The 24,092-nt window shown below is 69.5% G+C and carries 16 protein-coding genes; 9 read left to right on the top strand and 7 right to left on the bottom strand.

Features of this window, described 5'->3' with window-relative positions; genetic code table 11:
* Window positions 1-71: 71 nt before the first annotated feature.
* Window positions 72-911 carry a hypothetical protein gene (locus tag H9622_RS09175; RefSeq protein ID WP_191766070.1) on the bottom strand — a complete coding sequence of 280 codons (840 nt, stop codon included), beginning with the start codon at window positions 909-911 and terminating at the stop codon, window positions 72-74.
* A gap of 137 nt (window positions 912-1,048) precedes the next feature.
* Between H9622_RS09175 and H9622_RS09170 the strand changes: the two genes are divergently transcribed.
* From H9622_RS09170 to H9622_RS16015, 5 genes are all read left to right on the top strand, one after another.
* Window positions 1,049-3,889, top strand: coding sequence for a cell wall-binding repeat-containing protein (locus H9622_RS09170; RefSeq protein ID WP_191766069.1), 2,841 nt, complete (start codon window positions 1,049-1,051; stop codon window positions 3,887-3,889).
* Window positions 3,890-4,223: 334 nt separating this feature from the next.
* A complete protein-coding gene (locus tag H9622_RS09165; protein ID WP_191766068.1) occupies window positions 4,224-7,397 on the top strand; it encodes a VWA domain-containing protein in 3,174 nt (1,057 codons plus the stop codon).
* A gap of 77 nt (window positions 7,398-7,474) precedes the next feature.
* Window positions 7,475-8,932 carry a SpaH/EbpB family LPXTG-anchored major pilin gene (locus H9622_RS09160; RefSeq protein ID WP_191766067.1) on the top strand — a complete coding sequence of 486 codons (1,458 nt, stop codon included), beginning with the start codon at window positions 7,475-7,477 and terminating at the stop codon, window positions 8,930-8,932.
* Between the two features lie 131 nt (window positions 8,933-9,063).
* Window positions 9,064-9,972, top strand: a complete 909-nt coding sequence (locus H9622_RS09155) for a class C sortase (RefSeq protein ID WP_225221840.1) — start codon at window positions 9,064-9,066, stop codon at window positions 9,970-9,972.
* A gap of 31 nt (window positions 9,973-10,003) precedes the next feature.
* Window positions 10,004-10,126 (top strand): hypothetical protein, encoded by a 123-nt coding sequence (locus H9622_RS16015; RefSeq protein ID WP_263598680.1) that lies wholly within the window; start codon window positions 10,004-10,006, stop codon window positions 10,124-10,126.
* 113 nt (window positions 10,127-10,239) lie between these two features.
* On the opposite strand, the gene H9622_RS09150 is transcribed toward H9622_RS16015, so the two are convergent.
* On the bottom strand, window positions 10,240-11,574 hold the full coding sequence (locus H9622_RS09150; protein ID WP_225221839.1) for an HNH endonuclease: 1,335 nt from the start codon (window positions 11,572-11,574) through the stop codon (window positions 10,240-10,242).
* A 282-nt stretch (window positions 11,575-11,856) separates the two neighbouring features.
* Between H9622_RS09150 and H9622_RS16010 the strand changes: the two genes are divergently transcribed.
* Complete coding sequence (locus tag H9622_RS16010; RefSeq protein ID WP_191766066.1) at window positions 11,857-13,698, top strand: cell wall-binding repeat-containing protein; 1,842 nt, start codon at window positions 11,857-11,859, stop codon at window positions 13,696-13,698.
* A gap of 149 nt (window positions 13,699-13,847) precedes the next feature.
* Here H9622_RS16010 and H9622_RS09140 read toward each other — a convergent pair whose 3' ends face one another.
* Window positions 13,848-15,377 carry a cell wall-binding repeat-containing protein gene (locus H9622_RS09140; RefSeq protein WP_191766065.1) on the bottom strand — a complete coding sequence of 510 codons (1,530 nt, stop codon included), beginning with the start codon at window positions 15,375-15,377 and terminating at the stop codon, window positions 13,848-13,850.
* Window positions 15,378-15,504: 127 nt separating this feature from the next.
* Here H9622_RS09140 and H9622_RS09135 point away from each other — a divergent pair, with 127 nt between their 5' ends.
* A complete protein-coding gene (locus H9622_RS09135) occupies window positions 15,505-15,663 on the top strand; it encodes a hypothetical protein (RefSeq protein WP_191766064.1) in 159 nt (52 codons plus the stop codon).
* Window positions 15,664-15,829: 166 nt separating this feature from the next.
* The gene (locus H9622_RS16105; protein WP_191766063.1) at window positions 15,830-17,746 is read left to right on the top strand and encodes a DUF4012 domain-containing protein; all 1,917 of its coding nucleotides are present in this window, start codon (window positions 15,830-15,832) and stop codon (window positions 17,744-17,746) included.
* 168 nt (window positions 17,747-17,914) lie between these two features.
* On the opposite strand, the gene H9622_RS09125 is transcribed toward H9622_RS16105, so the two are convergent.
* Window positions 17,915-19,363, bottom strand: a complete 1,449-nt coding sequence (locus tag H9622_RS09125) for a polysaccharide biosynthesis tyrosine autokinase (RefSeq protein WP_191766062.1) — start codon at window positions 19,361-19,363, stop codon at window positions 17,915-17,917.
* An 85-nt stretch (window positions 19,364-19,448) separates the two neighbouring features.
* On the bottom strand, window positions 19,449-20,822 hold the full coding sequence (locus H9622_RS09120; RefSeq protein WP_191766061.1) for a polysaccharide biosynthesis tyrosine autokinase: 1,374 nt from the start codon (window positions 20,820-20,822) through the stop codon (window positions 19,449-19,451).
* A gap of 113 nt (window positions 20,823-20,935) precedes the next feature.
* Here H9622_RS09120 and H9622_RS09115 point away from each other — a divergent pair, with 113 nt between their 5' ends.
* A complete protein-coding gene (locus H9622_RS09115) occupies window positions 20,936-22,063 on the top strand; it encodes a hypothetical protein (protein WP_191766060.1) in 1,128 nt (375 codons plus the stop codon).
* A 22-nt stretch (window positions 22,064-22,085) separates the two neighbouring features.
* Here the strand turns inward: H9622_RS09115 and H9622_RS09110 are convergent, their stop codons facing one another.
* Both H9622_RS09110 and H9622_RS09105 read right to left on the bottom strand, forming a co-directional pair.
* Window positions 22,086-22,685: an arsenate reductase/protein-tyrosine-phosphatase family protein gene (locus H9622_RS09110; RefSeq protein ID WP_191766059.1), complete on the bottom strand. Its 600-nt coding sequence runs from the start codon at window positions 22,683-22,685 to the stop codon at window positions 22,086-22,088.
* Window positions 22,686-22,780: 95 nt separating this feature from the next.
* A complete protein-coding gene (locus H9622_RS09105) occupies window positions 22,781-24,091 on the bottom strand; it encodes a UDP-glucose dehydrogenase family protein (RefSeq protein WP_191766058.1) in 1,311 nt (436 codons plus the stop codon).
* Window position 24,092: the final 1 nt, after the last annotated feature.

Genomic DNA, 24,092 nt, shown 5'->3' with positions numbered 1-24,092 from the left:
CGGGTCGACGACGGGCCTTGCACTCATAGAGCACGCCGATGGCTGTTTCGTACATCGAGCTGTGGGATGCCTCATCCCCGCGCGATCGAAGGGTCGGCGTCGTCCCACTTCTCGATGCCCTGCACGACCCAGAACGCGAAGAACAGCGAGAGCGCCGCCGCTTCGGCGATCAGCACGATGGGCAGACCGCGGGCGTCGGCTTGCGGCAGCAGCACAATGTACGCGACGAGCACGGCCGCCAGCGCGACGGCGATCATGACGTAAAGGACGCGGAAGACGAGGGCCGGGGGTGTGCCGCGGCGTGGGAACGCGTTGATCACGGCGACGGCGGCGAAGAGGCCGAAGAAAGCGATCGTGGCGACGAAGTGCCCCTGGGCGAGGAACGCGTCACGAGCGAACAGCCAGGCAGCGGCCACGACGATCAGCACGGCCGTCGTCACGATCAGCGAGAACCCGACGGCGGCGAGGTCGAGCTGCTTGAGGGCAGCGAGGAGCAGCGCGACCAGCACCGTGAGCGAGCCCACGATGAGGTAGGTGACCACGCCGTTGGCGGCGAGGCCTTCGTAGGCCGGCGGAAAGCAGCGCACCGCGCATGGCGCGACGACGCCCGGGATCGCGCCGGGCGCGAGCGTCGTGGGGACGAGCGCGATGAGCGGCGCGAACAGCGCAGCCGCGTCGAGCAGCGCCCGCTCCGCGCCTCGACCCGACAGTGCGACGAGGGCGAGCGAGACGGCGATGAGGGCGCCCACGAACGACGCTCGCGCGGGCGTGTAGAAGTAGTCGCTCACCGACGGCAGCCAGCCGACGGTGGCGGCGGCGACGCCGACGGAGGTGAAGATGACGACGACGGTGCCGGCGATCCCGAGGCGCAGATAGCGGTAGGTGCGCTGCGATGAGGTCGACGCGGCCATGGTGGTCACCATAGTCGGCGCCGCGACGTGCGACGCCGCACGATGCCCGACTCCGGGTGAAGGCGGCGGCGCGGCGGTCTATCCTGTGGGAGAGCGGCTGCCGCCGCGCACTGGGCCGATCACGGGGCGGAACTCGCATGCCAGCTCGACGTGTCATCGCCGCGGGGATCGCGTGGGCGATCGCCGCGGCTCTCCTCGTCGTGCCCACTGCGGCCGGCGCCGCGACGACGGATCCTGGCGCTCCGGCCACGGTGCCGCTCGGGGGCCTGCTGCGGATCGTCCCCGTCGAGGCCGGTCCCGAGCAGGTGACCCTCGACGCCCTCGGCGAGACGCCCGAGCCCGCTCCCGCGCCGACCACCGACGTCGAGGTCACGCTCGTCACCGACGACGGCGTGGCCGTCGAGCTCGAGCTGGACGAAGCGGGACCGGAGTGGGTCGACGCCGCGAGCGGCTCTCGCTTCGAGGGCGCCGTCGCCGTGCCAGGCGAGATCACGGCCGCCGTGGCCGACGAGGTCGCCGCCCGAGACCTGGACCCCGCCGGGCCCGAAGTGGCCGCGCTCGTGGCGGACATCGCCGCAGCCGAAGAGGTGGCGCTGCCGGTCGTCGACGCACAGATCGCCCCGCCGCCCGGTGCCAAGGCGACACCGAACACCGATGCCCGGCAGGTGCAGGCCCTCGCCCCGCCTCGGGCCCACACTCTCGACGTGATGTGGGTCGCCCGGGCCGGAAGCCCCGCGCCGTCCCCGGCGAACCTGCAGGCGGCGATCTCGCGACTGAGCGAGTTCTGGGCGTCGCAGTCGGCGGGGCAGGTCAGCAGCGTCGTGCTGCGCACCGCCGTGCAGTTCCGCACGGTCACGTTCGATCCCTGCAACGCCGACCAGGCGTGGGGGTACGCGGCCGGCCAGTTCGGGCGCACCGAGCAGTCCTACTGGAGCGGGTCGACGGCGAGTCATCTCGTCGTGCTCTCTCCCGCAACAGCGTGCGGTCCTGCCGTGGGCCTCGGCACGCTGGGCGGCGGCGTGGAGGCGGGCGGTCTGATGTGGGGATCGATCGAGCTCGATCGCCCCGCGGAGTGGGATCAGGTGCTGTTCCACGAGTTCGGGCACAATCTCGGCCTGCCCCACTCCAACGCCCGCGTCTGCCTCGCGCCGACGACTGACAGCTCGATCGACGTGATCCGCCAGGCGCCGGCAGACCCCGACTGCGTCGACGCCGAGTATCAGGACCGCTACGACGTCATGGGCGGCGGCTACTGGGTCGCCGACGGGGTGACGGGCGCCCGTGTGGTGTCGAGTCTGCGCGACATCACCGCGCTCTCCGTCGTGCACAAGGCGCAGCTGGATGCGCTTCCGCGAGGCTCCGGGCTGCTCAGGCTGACGATTGCGGGCGGTGCTGAGCAAGTCGTCGAACTGGCGCCGGTGTCCGCGGATGCGGGCATCCGTGGGCTCGAACTCGTCGACGCGCTCACCGGCGAACTCGTCCACGTCGAGTACCGGTCGGGGACCGGGCGCGATGCGCAGAGCCTCTATGCGCAGTGGCCGACGGCGGTCGGCACCACGGCGTTCGCACCGGGAGTGCGCGTGCTGCGCAGCATCCCGACCTCCTGCACCGTGGCGTGCACCATCGGCTATTCCACGGTGCTGCAGCGTCACACCGGTGTCGCATCGCACGCCGCGTGGATGGGGCCGGGGCACTCCCAGACCACGTACACGGGCGCTCTCACCGTGACCGTGCTCGATGCGACGCCCGATCGCGCCACGGTGTCCATCGGCTTCCGTGACACTCCGCTCGAGTTCACGACCTTGCCCGCTCCGACGATCGCCGGGGCGGCGCATTACGGAAGCACGCTCTCCGTCGGTGGAGTGACGGCAGACGATTGGATGCCGAGTGCCTCGAGCGTGCGCTACGAGTGGCTGCGTGACGGCAGTCCCATTCCCCGTGCCACGAAGTCGACGTACATGATCGAGGCCGCCGACATCGGCACGTCCATCAGCGTGCGCGTCACCGGCCTCCGCGGCGGCTACGCGCAGACGCCGGTAGCGACGACTCCTCAGCTGGTCACCGCTCCGGTCACCGCGCGGATCTCAGGCGCTGATCGTTACGAGACCGCCGTCCAGGTCTCGAAGGCGGCGTTCCCCGCTACGGCGGCCGTCGTCTACCTCGCCACCGGGGCGGCGTTCCCCGACGCGCTCGCCGCGGCGCCGGCGGCGGCTCTCGAGAGCGCACCGCTCCTGCTGGTGCCGTCGCGCGGCACGGTGCCCGCGGCGGTGCTCACCCGCATCTCGCAGCTGAATCCGAGCGAGATCGTGGTGGTCGGGGGCGAGGGGGCGATCCCGCCGGCGATCGTGGCTCAGGTGCGGCAGCGGGTGCCCGGCGCCACATTCGAACGCCTCGCGGGCTCCGACCGCTACCAGACAGCACGCGCGATCATCGCCGACTCGTTCCCCTCGCGATCCGAATTCGTCTACGTCGCCACCGGGCGCACCCACGCCGACGCGCTGTCATCGGCGGCCGCCGCCGCCAGCCGCGACGCGCCCGTGGTGCTGCTCGATGGGAGCAGGAGCCGCCTGGATGCAGCATCCCGTGCCACCATCGTCGACCTCGGCCCCTCACGCATCGTTATCGCGGGAGGACCGGGCGCGGTGACCGCCGGGATCGAGGCCGACCTCGCCGGGTTGGCTCCGGTCACGCGGCTCGCCGGCCCGTCGCGCTATGAGACGGGCGTCGAGGTGAATCGGGAGGCGTTCCCCACCGCTCCTCCGGCGGGCCACTTCTGGGCGACCGGGCTCGACTTCCCCGACGCGCTCGCCGGAGCCTCGCTCGCCGCGGCGAAGGGTGCGCCGCTGTTCGTCGTCTGGCGCGGTTGCGTGCCCCCGGGGGTCGCCGCGGAGGTGGGCCGCACGCGAGCCGGGGCGGTCACACTGGTGGGGGGTCCCGGCGCGATGTTCCCCGCGGTGGAGCAGCTCGACATCTGCTGAGGCTTGTCGAACCCTGCCGAACCTCAGGATCAGCCGGAGTTACGCTCCAGATTCCGCGGCAGGTTGCAATCCGGCATATGGGTGCCCTAGGTTCAGGAGAGTTGTCGCATTCGCGGCGCCGGGTACCCGAAGTTCACCGGCGTTCGCGCTCGCGGAAACGCAAACAGTGGGCGGAGCCCGCGCGCCGTGGGGGCGCGATGGGTTGGGGCCGCCTCTGCAGTGATGCCTCTGGGGGGCAGCAATGCGAAATAGTGCTTCACCGCGCCTTGAATCCGGTCGTCGCGCCTCTGCGCGTCGCGGAATCCGGTTCTCAGGACCCGCGATCGTCGCGACCGTGCTCACCGGCGCGCTGGTCGTCGGCGGGTTCGCGCCGGCATCCGCGGCCATGCTCGACACCGGCATCGGGGCCGACCGGCCGGCGACGCTCGGCGCGAGCGTGCGCGACGGGCTCGCGACCGCGATCTCGCCGCTCGAGGTGATCACGACCGAGTGCGGCAGCACGGCGGACTGCGCGCGGTTGACGATCACCAACAGCGTGGTGGGGGGAACCGCGACGGCGTCCGACTGGACCCTCAAGGCCGTTCGCAACAACGCCTCGGCAGACGAGTTCGCCTTCACGAGCGGCCAGTTGCGCACCGTGCCCCGCAATCAGAGCGGCACTCAGACCACCTACACGCTGTCGGCCACACCGGTCGACCCCGCACTCGCGAGCCGCTACACGACGACTTTCGCGTGCACGGTGAGCAGCGGCGCGAGCCGGAATGTCAGCGCACGCACCGTCACCTACGGCGCCAGCGACAGCACCGGCTCCACCACCGCGAGCCGCCGCAACGCGAACTGCACGTTCACGCACACCTATCAGGGCGCCTCTGTCGTCATCGACGCCCGAGTGCTCCGCAAGGAGTCCACGCCCGCCGATCTGTCGAATCCGGCGTACCTCGCCGGAATGACGTACCGGCTGCACGAGGTCGCCGGAACGGGCTCGAACGCGAACCCGTATCGCCCGGGCGCCGCCACGGCGTTCTCCTGCACGATCGGCGCCGCCCCGGCGACATCGTGCACGATCCCGGTCGAGGGGGCGTCTGCCCTCGGCAAGGAGTACTTCGTCGTCCAGGTGCCGAACGCCGCGACCTACACCAACGAGACGCTCATGCTGGGCGACTACGGCGGACCCACCACGCCGTTCCGATACGCCGGCCGCACTCCGCAGCTGGGGGCGGGTCAGACCGTCTCGTTCCCGAATGATGCGCCGGGAAGCACGGGGATCACCACCCGCAGCGATGTCGTCGCGGCATCCCTCGCCAATCCCGCCATCGCGCTGTCGTGCCAGGAGGGTCTGCGGATCGCGATCCAGATGGACCTCTCGAACTCGGTCAGCTCGTCGCAGCGCCTGCAGTACCGCGCAGCGCTCCTCGACCTCGTCGACAGCCTCGTCGGCACGGGCACGCAGGTGGCGCTGTTCACCTTCGGTGCGAGCTCGCCTGCGCGGTCGGGGTGGCAGGCGCCGGCGCCGCGCAGCGTCGACACCGCGCTCGCCGCGATCAAGTCCGACATCACCACGTTCACCGGCGACCCCGGCGGCACGCAGACGACCAACTGGGATCTCGCGTTGCGCTCGATGGCGACGGCCAACGCCGGACTCAGCGACAAGTACGACCTGGCCCTCTTCCTCACCGATGGCGCGCCGAACTACATCAGCAACTCCGTAGGCAACGGCGGCGTCGCGGTGAACAGCTACAACGTCACGACGAAGTCGCTCGAGCAGGCGATCTTCTCGGCGAACCAGCTGAAGGCGCAGGGCACCCGCGTGGTCGCCGTCGGTATCGGCGACGGCGCGTCGGGCGACGTGTCGCGCAACCTCGCGGCCGTGTCGGGTCTGACCGCGCGCAGCGATTACTTCCAGGGGGCGTGGGACGCGCTGGGCGCGTCGATCCAGAACATCGTCAACTCCGCGATCTGCCGCGTGCCGGTGACCGTGAAGAAGGAGACGCTGAACCCGCAGAACCAGTGGACGGCCACCAACGGCTGGGCGATGACGCTCAATGCCTCGGCGAACGTGGGAACGGCGACGCGCAACGGTGCCGCCACCCAGCAGACGGCGGGCACCGCCGGCGCGACTCAGCTCGGGGAAGCGCACTGGACGGTGGACTTCAGCCGCGCGGACGCGGTCGGCACGCTCACGGTCAGCGAGAGCTTCACAGGCAAGCCGGGCTTCGGCTGGCAGTCGGGATCGTACGTGGTGCACCACCAGAACGGCACCGAGACGACCGGCAGCCTCACGGGTCCGTCGAACCAGCAGATCTCGGGCCTCTCGGTCACCGACCGGGTCGAGGTGACCTTCCGCAACGCGGCGACCGCGCGGGTGAAGGCCACCAAGGCCTGGGTTGTCAAGGACTCCGCCGGCAACACGGTCGGCACGTACACGCAGCCCACCACCGGCGCCGCGGTGCCGCAGGGTCTGACGGCCGCTCCGGTCCTCGGTTCGATCGCGAGCCCCGCGTGGGGGCAGGAATACAGCGGCTACGCGCAGGGCAGTGAGCTCAGTGTCGACGAGACGGCATCGGTGGATGCCGCCCTCCTGCCGGGCTGCGAGCTGACGAGCGCGAAGGTCACGAGCGTCAACGGTCAGACGACCGCCCACGACCTCCCCTTCGCTGCGACCCTCGTGGCCGACCTCAACACGTTCGTCATCACCAACACGGTGACGTGCACCCAGACCCTGAACCTCGTGAAGACGGTCGCGGCACCCGGGCTCGAGTCGCCCTCGACGTGGCTGCTCGAGGCGAAGGGTCCGGCAGGCGCCCTGCCCGGCCCGAAGGGCACCTACAGCCCGACGACGCCGGTGACGGCATCCGTCACTCCCGACGCGATCTACACGCTGCAGGAGTCGGGCGGTCCGGCGACCTACGTTCCGGTCGACGGCTGGCGGTGCGTGCTGACGGGCACCACCACCGCGGTGGCCGTCGCGGAGTCCGGCGTGCGGGTGCCCCTCGGGAAGGACGTGACCTGCACCGTGACCAATGCGACGGCGAAGCTCACGATCCTCAAGCAGACCACCGACGGGTCAGGTCTCACCCCCGCAGACTTCACGGTGACAGGCGCGCCCGCCGCGGGTTACGACCTGCCCGTGCTGCAGGCCGCGGGCTCGGCGACAGCGAACGACCAGAACACCTTCGAGGTTCGACCGGCGCACACCTACACGCTCGCCGAGTCCACCGAGGCGGCGACGATCGCGTACCGCAACCTCGCGCTGCAGAAGCTCGTCGCAGGCGGCGACCCGAGCGTCGACGACGACTGGGAGGACGTCGGGTCCACCGACATCCAGGTGGGTGCGGGGGAGCACGCGGTCTACCGCTTCGTCAATGACGATGTGCCGGCCGTTGTGCTGCCGCTGACCGGCGGCACCGCATCCGATCTGTATCTGCTGCTCGGAGGTGCGCTCATGGCCGCGTTCGTCGCGTTCGCCGCCTGGCACGCCTCCCGTCGGCTGAAGCGGGGGAATGCCTGACGCGTCCGACATCCCGAATCACCGACTTCAACCATCCATCCATCCATTGATCGACTTTCTGGGGAAGTAGCTCAAACATGACCAAGTCCATTTCGACGCGCGTGACCGCCGCCATCGGCGCTCTCGCACTGGGGATCCTCGGGGCCGTCGCCGTGTCGGCGCCCGCCTCTGCCGCACCGGGACCGAACTTGACGCCCGGCGACACCGGCACCATCACCGTCCACAAGCACAAGCAGCCGCTCGTTTCCGGCGCACCGGCAACAGGCGCCGACCAGGGCATCCTGCCCGACCCGATCGCGGGTGTCGTCTTCTCGGTGACGCCGGTTAACGACGTCGACCTGTTCACGAACGAGGGCTGGGATGACGCAGCCGACCTCGCCAGCGGACTGGCCGGCGCAGCCGACCCCGATGAGTACATCGCCGACAACCTGACCCTGGGCACCGCGGTGAACCTCGCCGCGACGAACCCGCAGGGGGTCGCCGTGTCGGGCGCCCTGCCCATCGGCCTCTACCTCGTGCGCGAGGTGTCGCAGCCTGCGAACGTCGTGGCTCCCGCCGCCCCGTTCCTCGTGACCGTACCGCTGCCCCCGCTCGAGGCCGGCGACGGATGGAACTACGCCATCCACGTCTACCCGAAGAACGCGGTCGCCGACGCCCCCGTCAAGTCGCTCGACACGACCGGTGCCTACGCGCTCGGCTCGACGGTGACGTGGACCGTCGCCGCCAAGATCCCCGCGTTCGCGAACGGCAGCGACCTGACGAGCTACGTCATCACCGATGACCTCGACAGCCGCCTGACCTACACCGCGCCCGCGCGCGTCTTCGTCGACGGCGTGCAGGTGCCGGCGAACGCAGTCACCATCTCGGCGACCGACCCGGTCACGGTGACGTTCACCGAGCCCGGACTGAACCTGCTGCGCGCGAACGCCGGCAAGGACGTCGTGGTCGAGATCGACACCGTCGTGAACGGCACCGGCACGATCGTCAACACGGCGGTCACCAACGTCAACGGCCGCACGTTCACCACCCAGCCCGTCGACACGACCTGGGTGCCGGTGAAGGTCATCAAGGTCGACACCGAGAGCCCTGAGACCAAGCTGGCAGGTGCTGTGTTCGCGGTGTACACGCAGGAGACCGGCGGAACCCCGCTCGCCTTCCCGGGCAACGCGGCCGGCGAGTTCACCACCAACGCGTCGGGTGAGGTCGTCATCCCGGGTCTGAAGGCCGACGGCACCACCGTCTACTGGCTCGAAGAGGTGCGTGCACCCGAGGGCTACTCGGCCCTCACCGCCCGTGTGCCCGTCTCGGTCGACGAGAACGACCAGGCGATCGCGCTTCCGATCGTGCCCGGCGAGACGGCGGGAACGGTCGTCACCGTCGAGCGAGTGATCGACAACTCGCGCCTCCTCGCCTGGGAGCTGCCGCTCACCGGTGGCGACGGCGCGCTGTGGTTCGGCGTCGGCGGTGCGGCCCTCGTCGCCGTCGCGCTCGGTGCTGCTGCGCTCGTGGCCCGTCGCGCCAAGGCGAACGCCTGAAGCACCGGTTCGCCGTCGCGATAGCGGCGGCATCCTGACCGGACGGTGGCGAGGGATTCCCCCGTCTCTCGCCACCGTCCACCCTTCTTGGCCAGTACGTCGTCCCCTCGCGGACCTCCATGAACGGAACCATGTCGATCACGACCGAGCAGCCACGACCGGCGCCGCTGCGCGACCGGTCGCGCCGGCGTTCGGCGCGACGGATGCCGTGGGCGTCCCTCGGCATCGCTCTGGGCTTCGTGCTGGGTGTCGCGGTTCTGCTCTACCCGTCGGCAGCGGGGTGGTTCACGCAGTACCAGCAGTCGCTGCGGATCGACCACTACTCGTCAACCGTCCGCGAGCTGGCGCCTGCGGCGCGCCATGAGGCGATCACGGATGCTGTCGCCTTCAACTCCGCACTCGTGGGCGGCTCCTCGGTGGTCGCTGCCGGGGAGCGCAAGCCTCTCGCTGAGGGCGAGGTCGACGCGCACTACGACAGTCTTCTGCGCGCAGACGACACGGGACTCATGGCGAGGATCAAGATCCCCGCGATCGACGCCGACCTGCCGATCTATCACGGCACGTCCGACGAGGTGCTCGCGCGAGGAATCGGACACCTCGAGGGCACCGCACTGCCCGTGGGCGGTGACAGCACCCACTCGGTGCTGACCGGTCACCGCGGACTGGCCGACGCCGAGCTCTTCACGAACCTCGATCGCGTCGCCGTCGGCGACACCTTCACCGTCGAGGTCTTCGGCGAGGTGCTCACGTACCAGGTCATCGAGACGAAGGTCGTCAAGCCCGACGAGACCGAGACGCTCTACCCGCACCGCGGGCAAGACCTGGTCACCCTCGTGACTTGCACGCCGCTGGGCATCAACAGCCACCGGATCCTCGTCACTGCCGAGCGCATCCTTCCGACGCCGCCGCGGGATCTGGATGCCGCGGGCGAGCGCCCCGAAGTGCCCGGGTTCCCGTGGTGGGCGCTCGGACTCGGCGGCGGCATAGTCGTGGCGGCGGCCTACGTGGTCTTCAGCTCGCGGCGGCTGGCACCCCGCTGAGCATGACGCTGTCGGCGGCCCCGGCGCGAAGGTGACGCTGGGCCGCGGCCCCGGCGCGAAGGTGACGCTGGGCCGCGGCCCCGCTGCGAAGATGACGCTGGTCGGCGGCCCCGGCGCGATGTTCCCCGCGGTGGAGCAGTTCGACATCTGCTGAACGACCGACGCGAACGGCGTGGCGGTTGGGGTCGGCTTTCGCTGCCTTCCCTCACACCGCCGTCCCTCGGCGCCGCGCTCAATGCCCCGGAGCCGCCCGAGCTCGGGCGCGGGTCAGGCCACCAGGTCGAAGCGAGCTCGACCGCCGAGACGGGGCGTGCGGGATGGGTCGATGTAGTCCGGTGGCAGGAACCACACCTTCGCCGCGACCCCTGTGCCGTCGATGCGGATATCCCACCCGTTGTCGTGAACCCGGTGGTGGCAGGATTCGCAGAGCAGTACCCCGTTCGAGAGGTCTGTGGGACCGGCATCCCGCGCCCACCATCTGATGTGATGGGCCTTCGTGTGCGATGGGGGAGCGCCGCACATGGCGCAACCGCCGTCGCGTTCGACCAGTGCGAGCTTCTGCGGGGTGGTGAAGAGGCGCTTCGCGCGGCCCCAGTCGAGAATTTCGCTGTCCCCGCCGAGAACCCAGGGGATCACCGACCCGCCGGCAGCCATGCGCCGCGCCGTCGATACGCTCACCGGAGTCGTCACGCCATCGATCGTCGCGTAGCCGGTGCCGTCGGCGAGGTCGTTCGCGCTGATGCGCACGACGACGGTCGCGCCGTCGAGCGGAAGGTCGCGGCGGTCGCACCCGAGAGCGTGCTCGGCGAGCCGGGTGAGGGCGTCGGCTTGCATCTGCCGGACGGATCGCCGCGACGCGTCGTCGCCCGCCTCGCGCTGCGCCCGCAGGTCGGCGGTCACCATCGCCTCGATGGCGGTCTTGACGGGCGCGGCATGCTCGGGGTCGAGATGAGCGGTGATCACGATCATGCCGTTGCGCTCTTCGCGCACTGTGAGCGAGCGCTCGGAGCGCAGGTCGTCTTCGCGCGGCTCGACGCCGTCGGGATCGACCCACGCCTCTACGCGTGCGATGAGCTTCGACAGCTGGTCGTGACTGAGCCCGGGAGCGCTCTCGACCAGCCGGCGTTCGGCCTGATCCACGGCATCCATCCCGGCGCGCACCGCGACCCGATCGAGCATCGTGATGATCATCGATGCCGCAGCCGCACCGATGCGCCCCGCGGCGAGCTGATCGGCCACATGCGGGTGTCGTGCGGGTGCGGCCTCGCCGGAGAAAGTCATGCGCGGCGCCGTGGCGTCGCCGACCTGAACCAGTCGCGCCGCCTCGCCGTTGGTCGTGCCGATCGTGGCGGCGATGAGAGCAGTCGGGCTGCGGAAGCCCTGCGCCTTCGCCAGACTCTGCGGACCGAGCTCGGGTCGCGACTGACGAGAGATCTCGGACGCGACCCGCGATTGCGCGGCGTCGAGAAGTCGCCGTGCCCGGCCCAGTGCCTCATTGACGGCGATCACCTCGCCGGGCGTCAGCGCGCTGAGCTCATCGATCGACCACTGCCCCATCGCAGCGCCGACCGCTTCGGCGAGGGCTGCGAGCGGGTGGGTCATGCGAACAACCTACTTGGAACCTCTGACATTCTTTCGAACAGAGATTCGAAATCGTCTGCACGAACCTCGTCACCGACGAACGCCAAGCGCGAAAGGGATGCCACGACCGACGCGTCGCATACGATCGACGCTGTGCATCGCCGCCCTCGCCGCTCTGGTTCCCCCTCCCGCAGCACGTTCCGGACCCCCGCCCCGGCCTCCCGACCCATCGCCGCAGCAACCGCTACCAGCGCCGCCACCCCGGGCGCTCCAGGTCGGGCACCCCGCCCGGCCACCCGCGCGATGACCGCGATCGTCGCGACGCTGGCGGCCCTCACCCTGGCGTTCACCAGCGCCGTGCCAGCGGCATCCGCCGCCGCCGCCACCGCCCCCACCTCGTCAGCCGCCACCGCCCCCACCTCCTCAGCGGCCAGCGCCCCCACCTCCCGAGCGGCCAGCGCCAGCACCTCGCCAGCGGCCAACGCCACCGCCCCCACCTCCCCAGCGGCCAACACCCGCACCTCGCCAGCCACCACCGCCACCCACGCCGACGCCTCTCAAACCCCAGCCCAACAAGCCCGAGCCCTTCAGTCCGAAGCGACCCAGGCCGAGACCACGACTCACACTCTCACCGTCCACACCGCGGACGACCTCGGCAACCCCATCGTTCCCGGCCCCCCGGGACGCATCTCGCTCGTCGCGTTCGGCGGGCCCGAGCCGGTCTACACGTCGCGCACCTGGTACCGCGGGTCGATGGCGCACACCTTCGTCGTGGAGAGCGGCACGGAGTACACCGTGCTGGTCAGCGACTGGGAGGGCGACTACGCCAGCGGCTATCTCGGCAGCGTGCCGGGCATCGATCGGGCGCAGCGCTTCACTCCGACGGCAGACCTCGAGGTCACGGTCGTCATGCCGCGCGCCGTCACGGTGAAGGGGCGGATCGCCGCGGCATCCGGAGTCGTCGCCTCCCACCGGATCGCACAGGTCTGGAGCTTCGATCCCGTCACCAAGGCGCCGATGGGCTGGAACAACGCGATCGCGGCACCCGACGGCACGTACGAGGTCGACGGCCTGTGGCCCGGCGAGCTGCGCGTCGCGTTCCTCAACGACTCAGGATTCGAGTCGGCGGCGGCGTACGAGTACTACCCCTCGGTCGCCGAGCGGGGCGATGCGCAGCTGCTGCCGGCGACCCCCGGCGAGGTGCTAGAAGGAATCGATGGGATGCTCCGTCCCTGGAGCTTCCTCCCCGCACGACGGGTGAGCGGTCCTGACCGCTACGCGACGGCGCTGTCGGTGTCGAGCTCGAAGTTCACCTCGGCTGACGTCGCGTTCATCGCCGGCGGCATGGCGTGGCCCGACGCGCTGTCGGCGGCTCCGGCAGCCGCGACGATGGACGCGCCGCTTCTGCTCACGCCGCGTGAATCGGTGGCTCCGGGCCTGCTCGACGAGCTGCGGCGGCTCGGGGTGTCGCGCATCCTGATCGCCGGGGGAGAGGGCGCCGTCTCGAAGGCCGTGGCGACTCGGCTCGCGACCGTCGCGCCGGTCGAGCGTCTGGCCGGCGCGGACCGCTACGCCACATCACGCACGATCGTCGACTTCGCGTTCGGCGACTACAGCCGCGGCTACCTCGCAACCGGCCGCGACTTCCCCGATGCGCTGTCGGCGGCGGCGTTCGACGATCGCTTCGTGCTGCTGGTGCCGTCGGTGCACGAGGGCGGGTTCGATGCGGGACTGCGCGATTTCCTCTATGAGCGAGGTATGACGGTGGGGATTGTGGGGGGCACGGAGGTGCTCGACGACTCCTACCAGCGCCTGGCCGACTACCTGTCCGGCTGGTCGAACGGCGGGATCCGCTACGCCGGCCAGGACCGCTTCGAGACCAACCGGCTGCTGCACGGGCCGGTCGCCAACGTTCTCAAGGACACCGACTACGCCTACGTCGCGAGCGGGTTCGGATTCGCGGATGCTCTCGCCGTGGCGCCCGTCGCCGCGGCCGAGGGGGCGCCGCTCTATCTCGCGCGACCGACCTGCGTGGATGCCCCGTTGCGCACGCACATGCAGCAGTCCCACCTGCGGCGGCCGATCCTCGTCGGAGGAGCGGGAGCACTCTCGGATGCCGTCGGCTCGATGACTGCCTGCCGCTGAACGCCCGACGGCTCGGTTTGGCGTTTCGTCTCGCTTAGCTCGCTCAACGACCCAGGGGTGAGTTCGCTCAACGACCCGGGCGTGAGGTCCTCAACGCACCGGGGGTGAGGGCAGCTCAGCCCCCGGGGCTTTGTAACTCGAGTGGGGCGTCAGATCGCCCGCCACCGAAGCCGGGTGTCGGTCGGCGACGTCATGCACTTCACGCGCACGCCGGTCGACGTGTGAGCGTGCCAGCCCTCGTACTGCTTCGCGCAGTACGCGCCGGCGGTGACCGGGTTCGGGTAGTGCTGTGTGCTGGGGATGGCCGAGGCGATCGGCGCGGTCGGCTGCGACGTCCGGGTCGCCGAGACATAGCCCTCGAGCGACGCCGTCACCGATACGGTGATCCGCTTGCCGACGAGCCACTCCGTCAGCGGCAGGGTCTCGCCACCGCCGAGGGGCGAGCCGTTCGCGTACCAGACGTACGACATCGACGCTCCCGGCGTCCAGGCGCCGGGGTTGGCGGTCAGGGTGTAGCCCGCCTTCGGGGTGCCTGAGATGGTCGGGATGGCCGGGTTGAGGCATCCGTAATTCGCTGCCGCAGCGTCGCTGACGACCGACGTCCCTCCCATCACGACCGCCAGCGACGCGCCGAGCGCCGACACGGAGGTGCGCACCACATCGGGCACACAGCCGGGGGCGGTGATGTAGAGCGGAGCCCCGACTGCTCCGGCGAGCGCCGCACCCGATAGAGCGTCGGGGAAGTTGGTGCCCGTCGCGAGGAAGATCGTGTCGGTCGAGCCCGCCGGGAAGAACGCGTCATTCACGATCGCCGCGGTCTGGTAGCGATCGGTTCCGCCGTAGCGGGCGACGACGAATCCTGCGGAGGAGAGATGCGACTGGATGCCGGATGACACGGCGCCGGCGCTTCCCGCGATGTGCACGCGCTCGACGCCCAGCTCGCGCAGCGTGTCGAGGACGGCCTGCGACACGCGCGACAGCTTGCCGTCGACGAGGATCACCGGCGCCCCGATCGCACCGGCGGCGCCCGTGGCCGAGAGGGCGTCGGGGAAGGTGCGGCCGGTGGCGATGACGGCGTCCGTCGCCCACTCGAACGTGCTCTGCACGACGGCGAGCCCGGTGGCGTACCGGTCGATGCCGCCGAGGCGAACGGTGGGCGCGAGCGTCTGCAGCTTCTTCACGACCGCGTCGCTGACGACCGGTGCGCGGCCGATCACGGCGATCACCTCGGGCTGCAGCCGATCGATCTCGTCGTACACGGCCTGGGGGAGCGCCGCGGTCGGCGTCAGCAGCAGCGGCCCCCCGAACAGAGCGGCTGCGGAGGCCGCAGACAGAGCGTCGGGGAAGTTGGTTCCCGTGGCGACGAACACCGCCGGAACACCGGGGTCGTAGATCTTCGAGACTTCAATGGCCGTGGCGTAGCGGTCGAGGCCGGCGAGGCGGAGCACGTCGCCCGCGGCGAGTTCGGCGACCGTGGGCCCGTCCGGCGCCGCGGGCGCGACGGGGGTCAGCGCAGACGGCTCGTCAGGCTCCGCGAGAGCGGCGGGCGCCAACGACCGAGGCGCAGACGTGGGCGCCACCCCCGCAGTGGTCGAGTCGGCGGCCGCCGGTGTGGCGACGATCATGGTGGCGGCAATGGCCAGGCTCGCGACAAGCGCGAGAGGTGCGTTACGACGCATCTCAGGTCTCCCCAGTACGCTCCTCAGCGGATCTGAGGTAGAACGAAGCCAGCTTATGCGACCGTCCACGGGGTGCGTCTGTTATCCACAGCGACGCACAGCGGACTGCCTCGGGTCCGGTCAGCTGGTGCCGTCGGTGTCCGACGGCGGGTTCGATGCGGGCCTGCGCGACTTCCTCTACCAGCGCGATATGAAGGTCGGGATCGTGGGCGGCCTCGGGGTGCTGGACGACTCCTACGAGCGCCTGGCCGACTACCTGTCGGGCTGGATGACTGCCTGCCGCTGACCCTCGCGCTGCTCACGCTGGTCCATGACCCCGTGCCGCTGACCCGCCGCAGCGCCAACCCGAGCGCCGTGCCTCACAGGGTGGCTAGCCCTGTGATCTGGGCGCAACGGGGAAACTGTAAGCGACTCACCGGGGTCTCCCACCTGCGACCGAATAACATGGCACGGTGCATCCCGACGACACTCCTGTGCCTGCCGAGGGCTCGCTGCGACGCCACGCGCGCGATGCTGTCCGGACCCCCGCCCCGACGACCGCGGAGCTGTTCGGCGACCCCGCGGAGGACGCACCCCAGACGAAGCGCAAGCGCCGCGTGTGGCCGTGGATCGTCATCGGCGCGGTGCTGCTGGTAGGTGTCGTCGCGGGTGTCCTGGCGATGCAGTTCCTCAACGAGGTGAAGACTGCGCAGGGCGCTCTCGAGCGTGCGAAGTCCGACCTGTCGACACTCAGCACAGGTCTCGGCTCGGCCGATCAGGCGCAGGTCCAGGCCACCGCCGACGACATCACGAAGAATGTGACGCTTGCCGCCGATATCGTCGAAGGTCCATTGTGGAACCTGGCCGCGCAGGTGCCGTTCGTCGGTCAGAACGTCGATGCAGTGCAACGGGTGACGCGAGCCGTCGACATCCTCGTCGATCGCGCGCTGCCGCCGGGGCTGCAGTTCATGTCGACCATCGACCCTGAGAGTCTCACCGTCGAGGGTGGTGGCATCAATCTCGAACCGTTCCGCCAGGTGCAGGCGTCGATCCCCGAGATCGCGGATGCGTTCGCCGACGCGCAGGCTGAGGTCGCACCGATCGATTCGTCGACACTGATGCCGCAGGTGGCAGACCCGATCGCTGAGATCACGACGATCCTCGACCAGGCCAGCCCCGCGCTGAGCCTGGCCGAGGGCTACCTGCCGACGCTGCTCGACATGGCCGGTTCGGGCGGCAAGAAGACGTACCTGGTGATCTTCCAGAACAACGCGGAGATTCGCGCGACCGGCGGAAACCCTGCCGCGAGCATGATCCTCACGGTGACCGACGGCAAGCTCGGGTACGCGGACCAGGCGAGCTCGGCGACCTTCTACGAAGCCGGCACGCAGGGGAACGAGTACGTGTCCCTTCCGCCCGAGACCACCGGGCTCTATCTTCCGACGTTGACGCGCCACTCGCAGGACTACACCTTCACCCCCGACTTCCCGACCACTGCGCAGCTCTTCCAGGCGGTGTGGGCGAATACGACCGGCGCGAACTTCGACGGAGTGATCTCGATCGACCCGGTTGTGCTCTCACACATGCTGGCGGTGGCCGGCCCCGTTACGCTGACGACGGGTGAGCAACTGACCGCCGAGAACGCCGTGTCGGTTCTTCTCAGTCAGGCCTACGAGCGCTTCCCGGACGCGAGGGCATCCGACTTCTTCTTCGCCGACACAGCCAAGCGTGTGTTCGACCACTTGACCTCCGCCTCCTGGGATCCGATGAAGATGCTCAAGGCGCTCGAGCTCTCGGCGCAGGAGCAGCGAGTCAACCTCGCCTTCACGAACCCCGACGCTCAGGCGCTGGCGGTCGAGCTCGGCGTCGACGGCGCCCTCGCGCCCGACACCGTTGAGCAGACCCAGGTCGGCATCTACCTCAATAACTCATCGGTGAGCAAGCTGGACTATCACCTGACCTCGGCGATCACCGCGACGTGCGACGCGCCCGCCCGCACGATGACCACGACGATGACACTGCACAACAGCATCACCGATGACATCCGGAGTGGCTACACGCTGGGATGGCGCAACGGTGGATTCGGGCTGCCGCGCACCACGATGATGCTCGATGTGCTGTTCTTCGCGCCTCCGGGTGCGCAGATCACGCAGACCGTCCCGGCCACGGGTGACGCGCCCAACTGGGACCGCAGCGGGGTGGAGAAGGGCAACACCGCGCTGAGCAGAACGGTGTTCGTGCCGAAGGATGAAACCGTGACCGTCTCGCACACGGTGGCCTTCCCCGAGGGAGAACTCGGTCCCCTGAACCTGCGTCACACGCCGACGGCGTCGTCGACGGCGGTGACCATCGACCCCAGTTGCGACGCCCTGTTCCCGAAGGCCGACTGACGCATAGGGGGTCTGACCGCGGCTGGCCTCGACGCCGGTTGGTCAAGCACACGCCGTGCTGAAACAGATCGAGCTCCGGCTACCGGACGGCCGGCACTCCTCGTCGGTGTGCCATCCCGTTCCGCGCCGGTCGCAGCCAAAGCCCCTACCGGGCCGCGGGTTTCAGCCCTACGCCTTGACCTTCGCGCGGTTGGCAGAGCTCGACTTCTTGCCCTTGCGCTTTCCGCCGGGCTTCTTCGAGCCGTCGGTCTCGTGCGTCGCGCCGTACGTGTACGCGGCGTAGCCGTAACTGTCGGGACCGCGCGTGGGGAGCATCGTGACCACGAGGCCGAGCAGCTGACCGCCGGCGGTCTCGAGGCTGCGGATGGCCCCGGTGAGGTCGTGTTTCCGGGTCTTGCCTGATGCCGCGGCGAGGATGACGCCGCGGGTCTTCTTGCTGAGGACGGCGGCGTCGGTGACGAGCAGCAGCGGCGGCGCGTCGATGATCACGTAGTCGAAGTGCTCGGTGAGGGAGGCGAGCACATGGTCCATGGCGACGGACCCGAGCAGCTCGCTCGGATTCGGGGGAATGGGTCCCGAGGTCAGCACGAAGAGCTGACCTCGGCCCCACTTCTGCAGAGCGTCGGCGAGCTCGACCCGTCCGATGAGCACATCGGTCAGACCTACACCGCCCTCGATGCCCATGTAGTCGGCGACACGCGGCAGGCGGAGGTCGCCGTCGACGAGGGCGACGCGCGCCCCGGTCTCGGCGAGCGCGATGGCGAGGTTCGCCGTCGTGGTCGACTTGCCTTCGCCCGGACCGGCGCTCGATACGACGAACGACCGCGGCCCGCCCTCGATGTTGAGGAACTGGAGGTTGGTGCGCAACGACCGGAATGACTCGGCGCGCGGGCTGCGCGGGTCGGCGTGCACGATGAGCGGCCGCTTCTGCGCGCCCGGGTCGTAGGCGATGCCGCCGAGCAGGGGAGCGGTGGTGAGCTGCTCGATGTCGTGGAGCGTGCGCACCCGAGTGTCGAGCACGGTGCGCAGCACGCCGATGCCGATGCCGAGTGCAAGACCCAGGAGCGTACCGAGCGCGATGTTGAGCATCGTGTTGGGACTGGACGGCGTACTCGGCACCACCGCCGGCTGCACAGTTCTCACCTGCACGGGGCTGGCCGCATCCGCGGAGGCGGGCACCTCGAGCGTCGTCTGCACCGCGGTGGCGAGGCTCGCCGCTGTCGCATCAGCGATAGCCGCCGCCTGCTCGGGGTCGGTGTCGGTGGCGGTGATGTCGATCATCACCGTGTTAAGTGGTGTGGATGCTGTGATCTGCGAGCTCAGAGCGGTCGCGGTCGTGTCGAGCCCCAACTCAGCGATCACAGGGTCGAGCACGAGCGCCGTGTTGACGACATCGACATAGCTGGCGACGATCTGGCGCGCGAAGGTCGTGCCCTGTACAAGGTCGCCGGTGGCGGCGCCTTCAGAGCGCACCGACACATAGAGCTGCGTGGTCGCCTGGTACTTCGGCGTCTGCGCAAATGAGTAGGCGGCCCCCGCTGCGGCGCCGAGCACCGTGAGCACCAGGATGATGATCCAGTTCTTGTGCAGGATCCTGATGTAGTCGCGCAGTTCCACGTGGGCTAATCCTTCGTCGTCGGCGCGACAGGTCCGGCGCCATCGGTCATTCTCTCATAGCGCACACGGCGCGCCTGTGAAGGTGCTAGGGGGCCGCGTGCGTCACGCCGTACGTGTACTGCCCGTACGCGGTGCTGTCGGGGCCTTTGGTCGGAAGCTTGGTGATGACCACGCCGAGAAGCCGCGCGTCGGCGCCGGCGATCGCCTTGACGGCGCCGGCGAGCTGCGGCTTGCGGGTCGCACCTGACGCGGCGACGAGGATGGCGCCGGTCGTGAGGCGCGAGACTACGGCCGCATCGGTGACCGCGAGCAGCGGGGGTGCGTCGATGAGGATGTAGTCGAACGCGCGGCGCATCTCTTCGAGCGTCTGCCACATGGACCGCGACCCCAGCAGTTCAGCCGGGTTGGGGGGCAGCGTGCCGGCGGGCAGCAGGAAAAGCTTGCTGCGTCCCCACTGCTGGAAGGCGCCCGACAGCGGTACGCGGCCGGCCAGCACGTCAGACAGCCCGACCCCGCCTTCGATGTTGAAGTTGTCGGCGAGGCGGGGTTTGCGCAGGTCGGCGTCGACCAGGGCGACGCGCATGCCGGTCTCTGCGAGCGTCAGCGCGAGGTTCGCGGCCGTCGTCGACTTGCCCTCCGCAGGAGCGGAGCTCGTGATGACGAAGGTCGGCGCCTCGGCTTCCAGGTTGAGGAACTGCACGTTGGTCCGGACCCGCCGGAAGGCTTCCGCCCGGGGGTCGCGCGGTGCGACCTGCACGATCAGCGGCCGCGTCGCCGAGTCGGGGTCGAAGGGAATGCCGCCCAGAATCGGCGCGTCCACGACAGACTCGATGTCGGCGGGCGTCCGTACGCGCGTGTCGAGCAGGGAGCGCAGCACCGCGAGCCCCACGCCGGCGGCCAGCCCGATGAGCAGTCCGAGGGCAAGATCCACGCGCAAGTTCGGGGAAGACGGTTCGGTCGGCACCTTGGCAGGCGAGATCGTGTCCACTCGCACCTTGCTGTCGGTGTCGGTTCCGGTAGGGGCCTCCAGCTCGGTCGCAACCGTCGTGGCGAAGCTGTCGGCGATCGCGTTGGCGAGTTGCGCGGCCTGGCTGGGGTTCCGGTCGGTGACGGTGATCGTGATGATCTGCGTATTGAGCGGAGCGGATGCTATCACCTGCCCCGCGAGCTGACGTGAGGTGATGTCCAGGCCCAGGTCCTCGACGACGGGGTCGAGCACGATGGCGGTGGGGATCACCCGGACGTAGCTGGTCACCGCCTGGCGCGCGTAGCTGGTGCTCTGCGCGAGGTCCAGCGCGGCGCCGGTGTTCCGCACGGAGACGAAGAGCTGGCTCGTCGACTGGTACGTGGCGGGTGAGAGGAAGGCGAAAGCAGCGCCGACCGAGCCGCCGATGACCGTGCACGCGAGGATCAGCACCCAGCTTCGCCGGACGAGCGCGATGTAGTCTCTGATCTGCAACGATCCCTCACAGGTCTTCGATGTCGGGACCGTCGCTGCCCGATATTCTGGCTGCGGCACGGACGTCGGCTCCGAACTGTACTCCTGATCCTCCCATATTCCGGAAGGGCCCCATGAGCTCCCTCGCGCACCTCTTCGCCGGCGGTTCGTCCGGTCGGTCGGGTGTGGCGACCCCGGTGGCGAGCGTGGAGCAGTCCGAGCGCCTCGAGGAGCTGTTCGCCAAGCCACGCAAGCCCGTCGCCGCGGCGCCAGCTCCGGTCGACGACATCCCCGCACTGCAGGCACTTGTCGGACCGCGCGGTCGTGCGACGACGATGGCGGCCGGGCCGGTGGCGGGTCCGACGAGCGTGCGACGCGCCGGCAATCAGGTCGACGTGCTCAGCATCGTCATGGCTGCGCTGGCGGTGGTCGCAGTCGTGATCGCGAGCATCATCGCAGGGGTGGTCATCTCTTCGTCATCGCCCGAGGGCGATGCGGTGCGCACCCTTACGCAGACCGAGGCAGTCCTCGCGAACGAGACTCAGGCAGTCAACGCCTCCATCGGCCGGCTCGACGAGGCACGGGCGGGCAGCATCGCCCATGCGCAGCAGTTGGCGCTGCCGCTGGAACAGCTCGAAGGCATGAGCGACGAGGCGGCGCTCGCGGCTGCCGAAGCAGCGCGGGTCGCCTACCTGTCAGCGCTTGAGAGTCTCACCGTCCCGCCCGCAGTGGGCGAGTTCACACCGCCTGCGGTCGACGAAGAGTCGCTCTCGTCGATCGGCGCCGCGATCGACGAAGTCACCACACGATCGTCGGAGGTGTCAGCGGTGGCTACGCAGGTCGACGACCTGCGCGAGGAGGTCGTAGCGCTCGACCGCACGTTCACCGCTGCGATGGCGACTTTCGCGGCGACGGTGCCCGCGAGCGCTGCGTCGATCGTCGAAGAGAATCCCGACGCCGACGAGTCGTTCCGCGAAGCGGTGATTCAGACCGCGGATGCCGTGGCAGCAAGCGCGCTCGCGACGCCGACCTCGGTTGCCACCCTCCCGGCCTATTCGACCGCGGTGACCGCACTGCGTGACGACCAGCTGCGCGCCGAGATCGCCATCGCCGAGCAGCTGGCGAGGGAGGAAGAGGAGCGCCGTCGGCAGGAGCAGGCGCCGCCTCCGGAAGACCCCGGCACGGGCACTGATCCCGGGACGGGCACAGAGCCCGTGCCGGATCCGCCGGTGGATCCGCCTGAGGACCTCGGCGGAGGCTGAGGAGCCCGGTTGGGTTCTTCGCTCACCGTGCTGTCATGGCGACGCTCATGACCCGCACGACCTGATCGATGGCCGGGACGAGTTGCGACGCTGAGAGCTGGTAGGTGTCCCACGACCGTCGATACGGGTCGATCACGTCGTCGTCGGCGGGGTCGGCCGGTGGCGCGCTCATGCCGCGCTGGGCAGCGACGGTGGCGACGGCGGCGCGGGCCCGTGCCGAACCATCGGCCCCAGCGGTGACGGCCGCGGCGGCGATCTCCTCATCTGAGGTGTCATTGGCGAGGCGGGCGAATTCGCGCAGTGTGAACGTCGAGCGAAGGCGAGCCGGCGCGAGCTCCACGATCTTGCGCCTGTGCTCGCGGCTCATCGCTAGGATGAGGTCGGGCGAGCGCAACTCGGCCTCCGTCAGATAGCGCGACAGGTGTGCGTCCACGAGGTCCTGTGCGACGCCGAAGCCGACCGCCAGCCGAACCGCTTCGGGCGTCATCGGCGAGGAGTCGAGACCCATGGTGCCCGCGCTGTGCACGCGTGGCTCGTACGCAGCCAGTCGAGTGCGCAATAGCGTCTCCGCCAGCGGCGACCGGCAGATGTTGCCGGTACACACGGTAAGGATCTCGAACATGACTTCCCTTCGGTCGCCGTGGCTATGGCGCGGTGAAACCCTATCGATGCTACGTGGGGCGGTCGGAAACGTGCGGTGAGGGGAGAATGCGATCGTTACGGGCGCCCCATGCCGTAGTACGTCCAACCAGCCGCCCGCCAGGCTGCCGGATCGAAGGCGTTCCGTCCATCGATCATGATGGGGACCTTAACTAGCGCCGCTGCATGCTCAGGGGCCAACTCACGGCGGTATTCGTCCCACTCGGTGACGAGAACGACAGCATCCGCCCCGCGAAGTGCTTGGTCGCGGTCCGCGACATAGGCCAGCTGTGGGTGGACGCGTCGGGCGTTCTCGATGGCTGCGGGGTCGGTAACGGTAACATTTGCACCGAGGCCCCGGAGTCGAACGGCCACGTCGAGCGCGGGCGAGTCCCGGACATCGTCGGAGTGCGGCTTGAATGCGGCGCCGAGGAGCGTCACATTCCGCTCGAATACCGCCCCGCCGAGCGCCTTGACGACGAGTTCTACGGCCCGGTCACGCCGACGCATGTTGATGGCGTCCACCTCGTGGAGGAACGCAATGGACTCGCCCCGCCCGAGTTCCTCGGCACGCGCGGTGAACGCTCTTATGTCCTTGGGGAGGCAGCCGCCGCCGAAGCCGATGCCGGCGCCGAGGAAGCGTCTCCCAATACGGTCGTCGATCCCGATCGCATCCGCGAGCTGCGTCACATCAGCGCCGGCGACTTCGGCGATCTCAGCCATTGCGTTGATAAACGAGATCTTGGTGGCGAGGAACGCGTTCGCCGAAACCTTTACAAGTTCGGCAGTCGCGAGGTCAGTGACGATGAAAGGTGTGCCCTTGGCGATCGCCGGGTGATAGACCTTGCGGAGGATTTCGGCGGCTCGCTGGCCGTCTTCGCCCACAGGCGCACCGACAACGAGCCGATCCGGGTCGATAGTGTCTTTGAGGGCCCAACCCTCGCGAAGAAACTCGGGGTTCCAGGTGAGGATGGCGCCGGTGGGGCGCACCCGGAGAGCGAGCTCCGTCGCCGTGCCGACGGGAACCGTCGACTTGCCAGCGACGATATCTCCGGGCGAGAGGTAAGGAAGCAGCGCGTCGATCGCAGCGTTTACGAACGTGAGATCGGCGGCGTACCCATCTCTCTGCTGCGGAGTGCCAACCCCGATGAAATGCACGGCTGACCCCGCCGCAGCGGCCATGTCGGTGGTAAAGGTGAGGCGGCCGGACGCGACGCCGTCGCGCAAAATCTGGGGGAGACCCGGTTCGAAGAACGGTGCTTCGCCTCGTGACAGCGAGTCGATCTTGCGGGCGTCGACATCGATCCCTACAACTTGGTGGCCGATTGATGCCATCGCCGCGGCGTGGACCGCGCCTAGATAGCCGCAGCCGACTACAGAAAGCTTCATC

It is taken from the genome of Microbacterium gallinarum (assembly GCF_014837165.1).
GTDB lineage: Bacteria > Actinomycetota > Actinomycetes > Actinomycetales > Microbacteriaceae > Microbacterium > Microbacterium gallinarum.
Note: the sequence above shows the minus strand (reverse complement) of the source record. Positions and strands in the feature narration are given on the sequence as shown.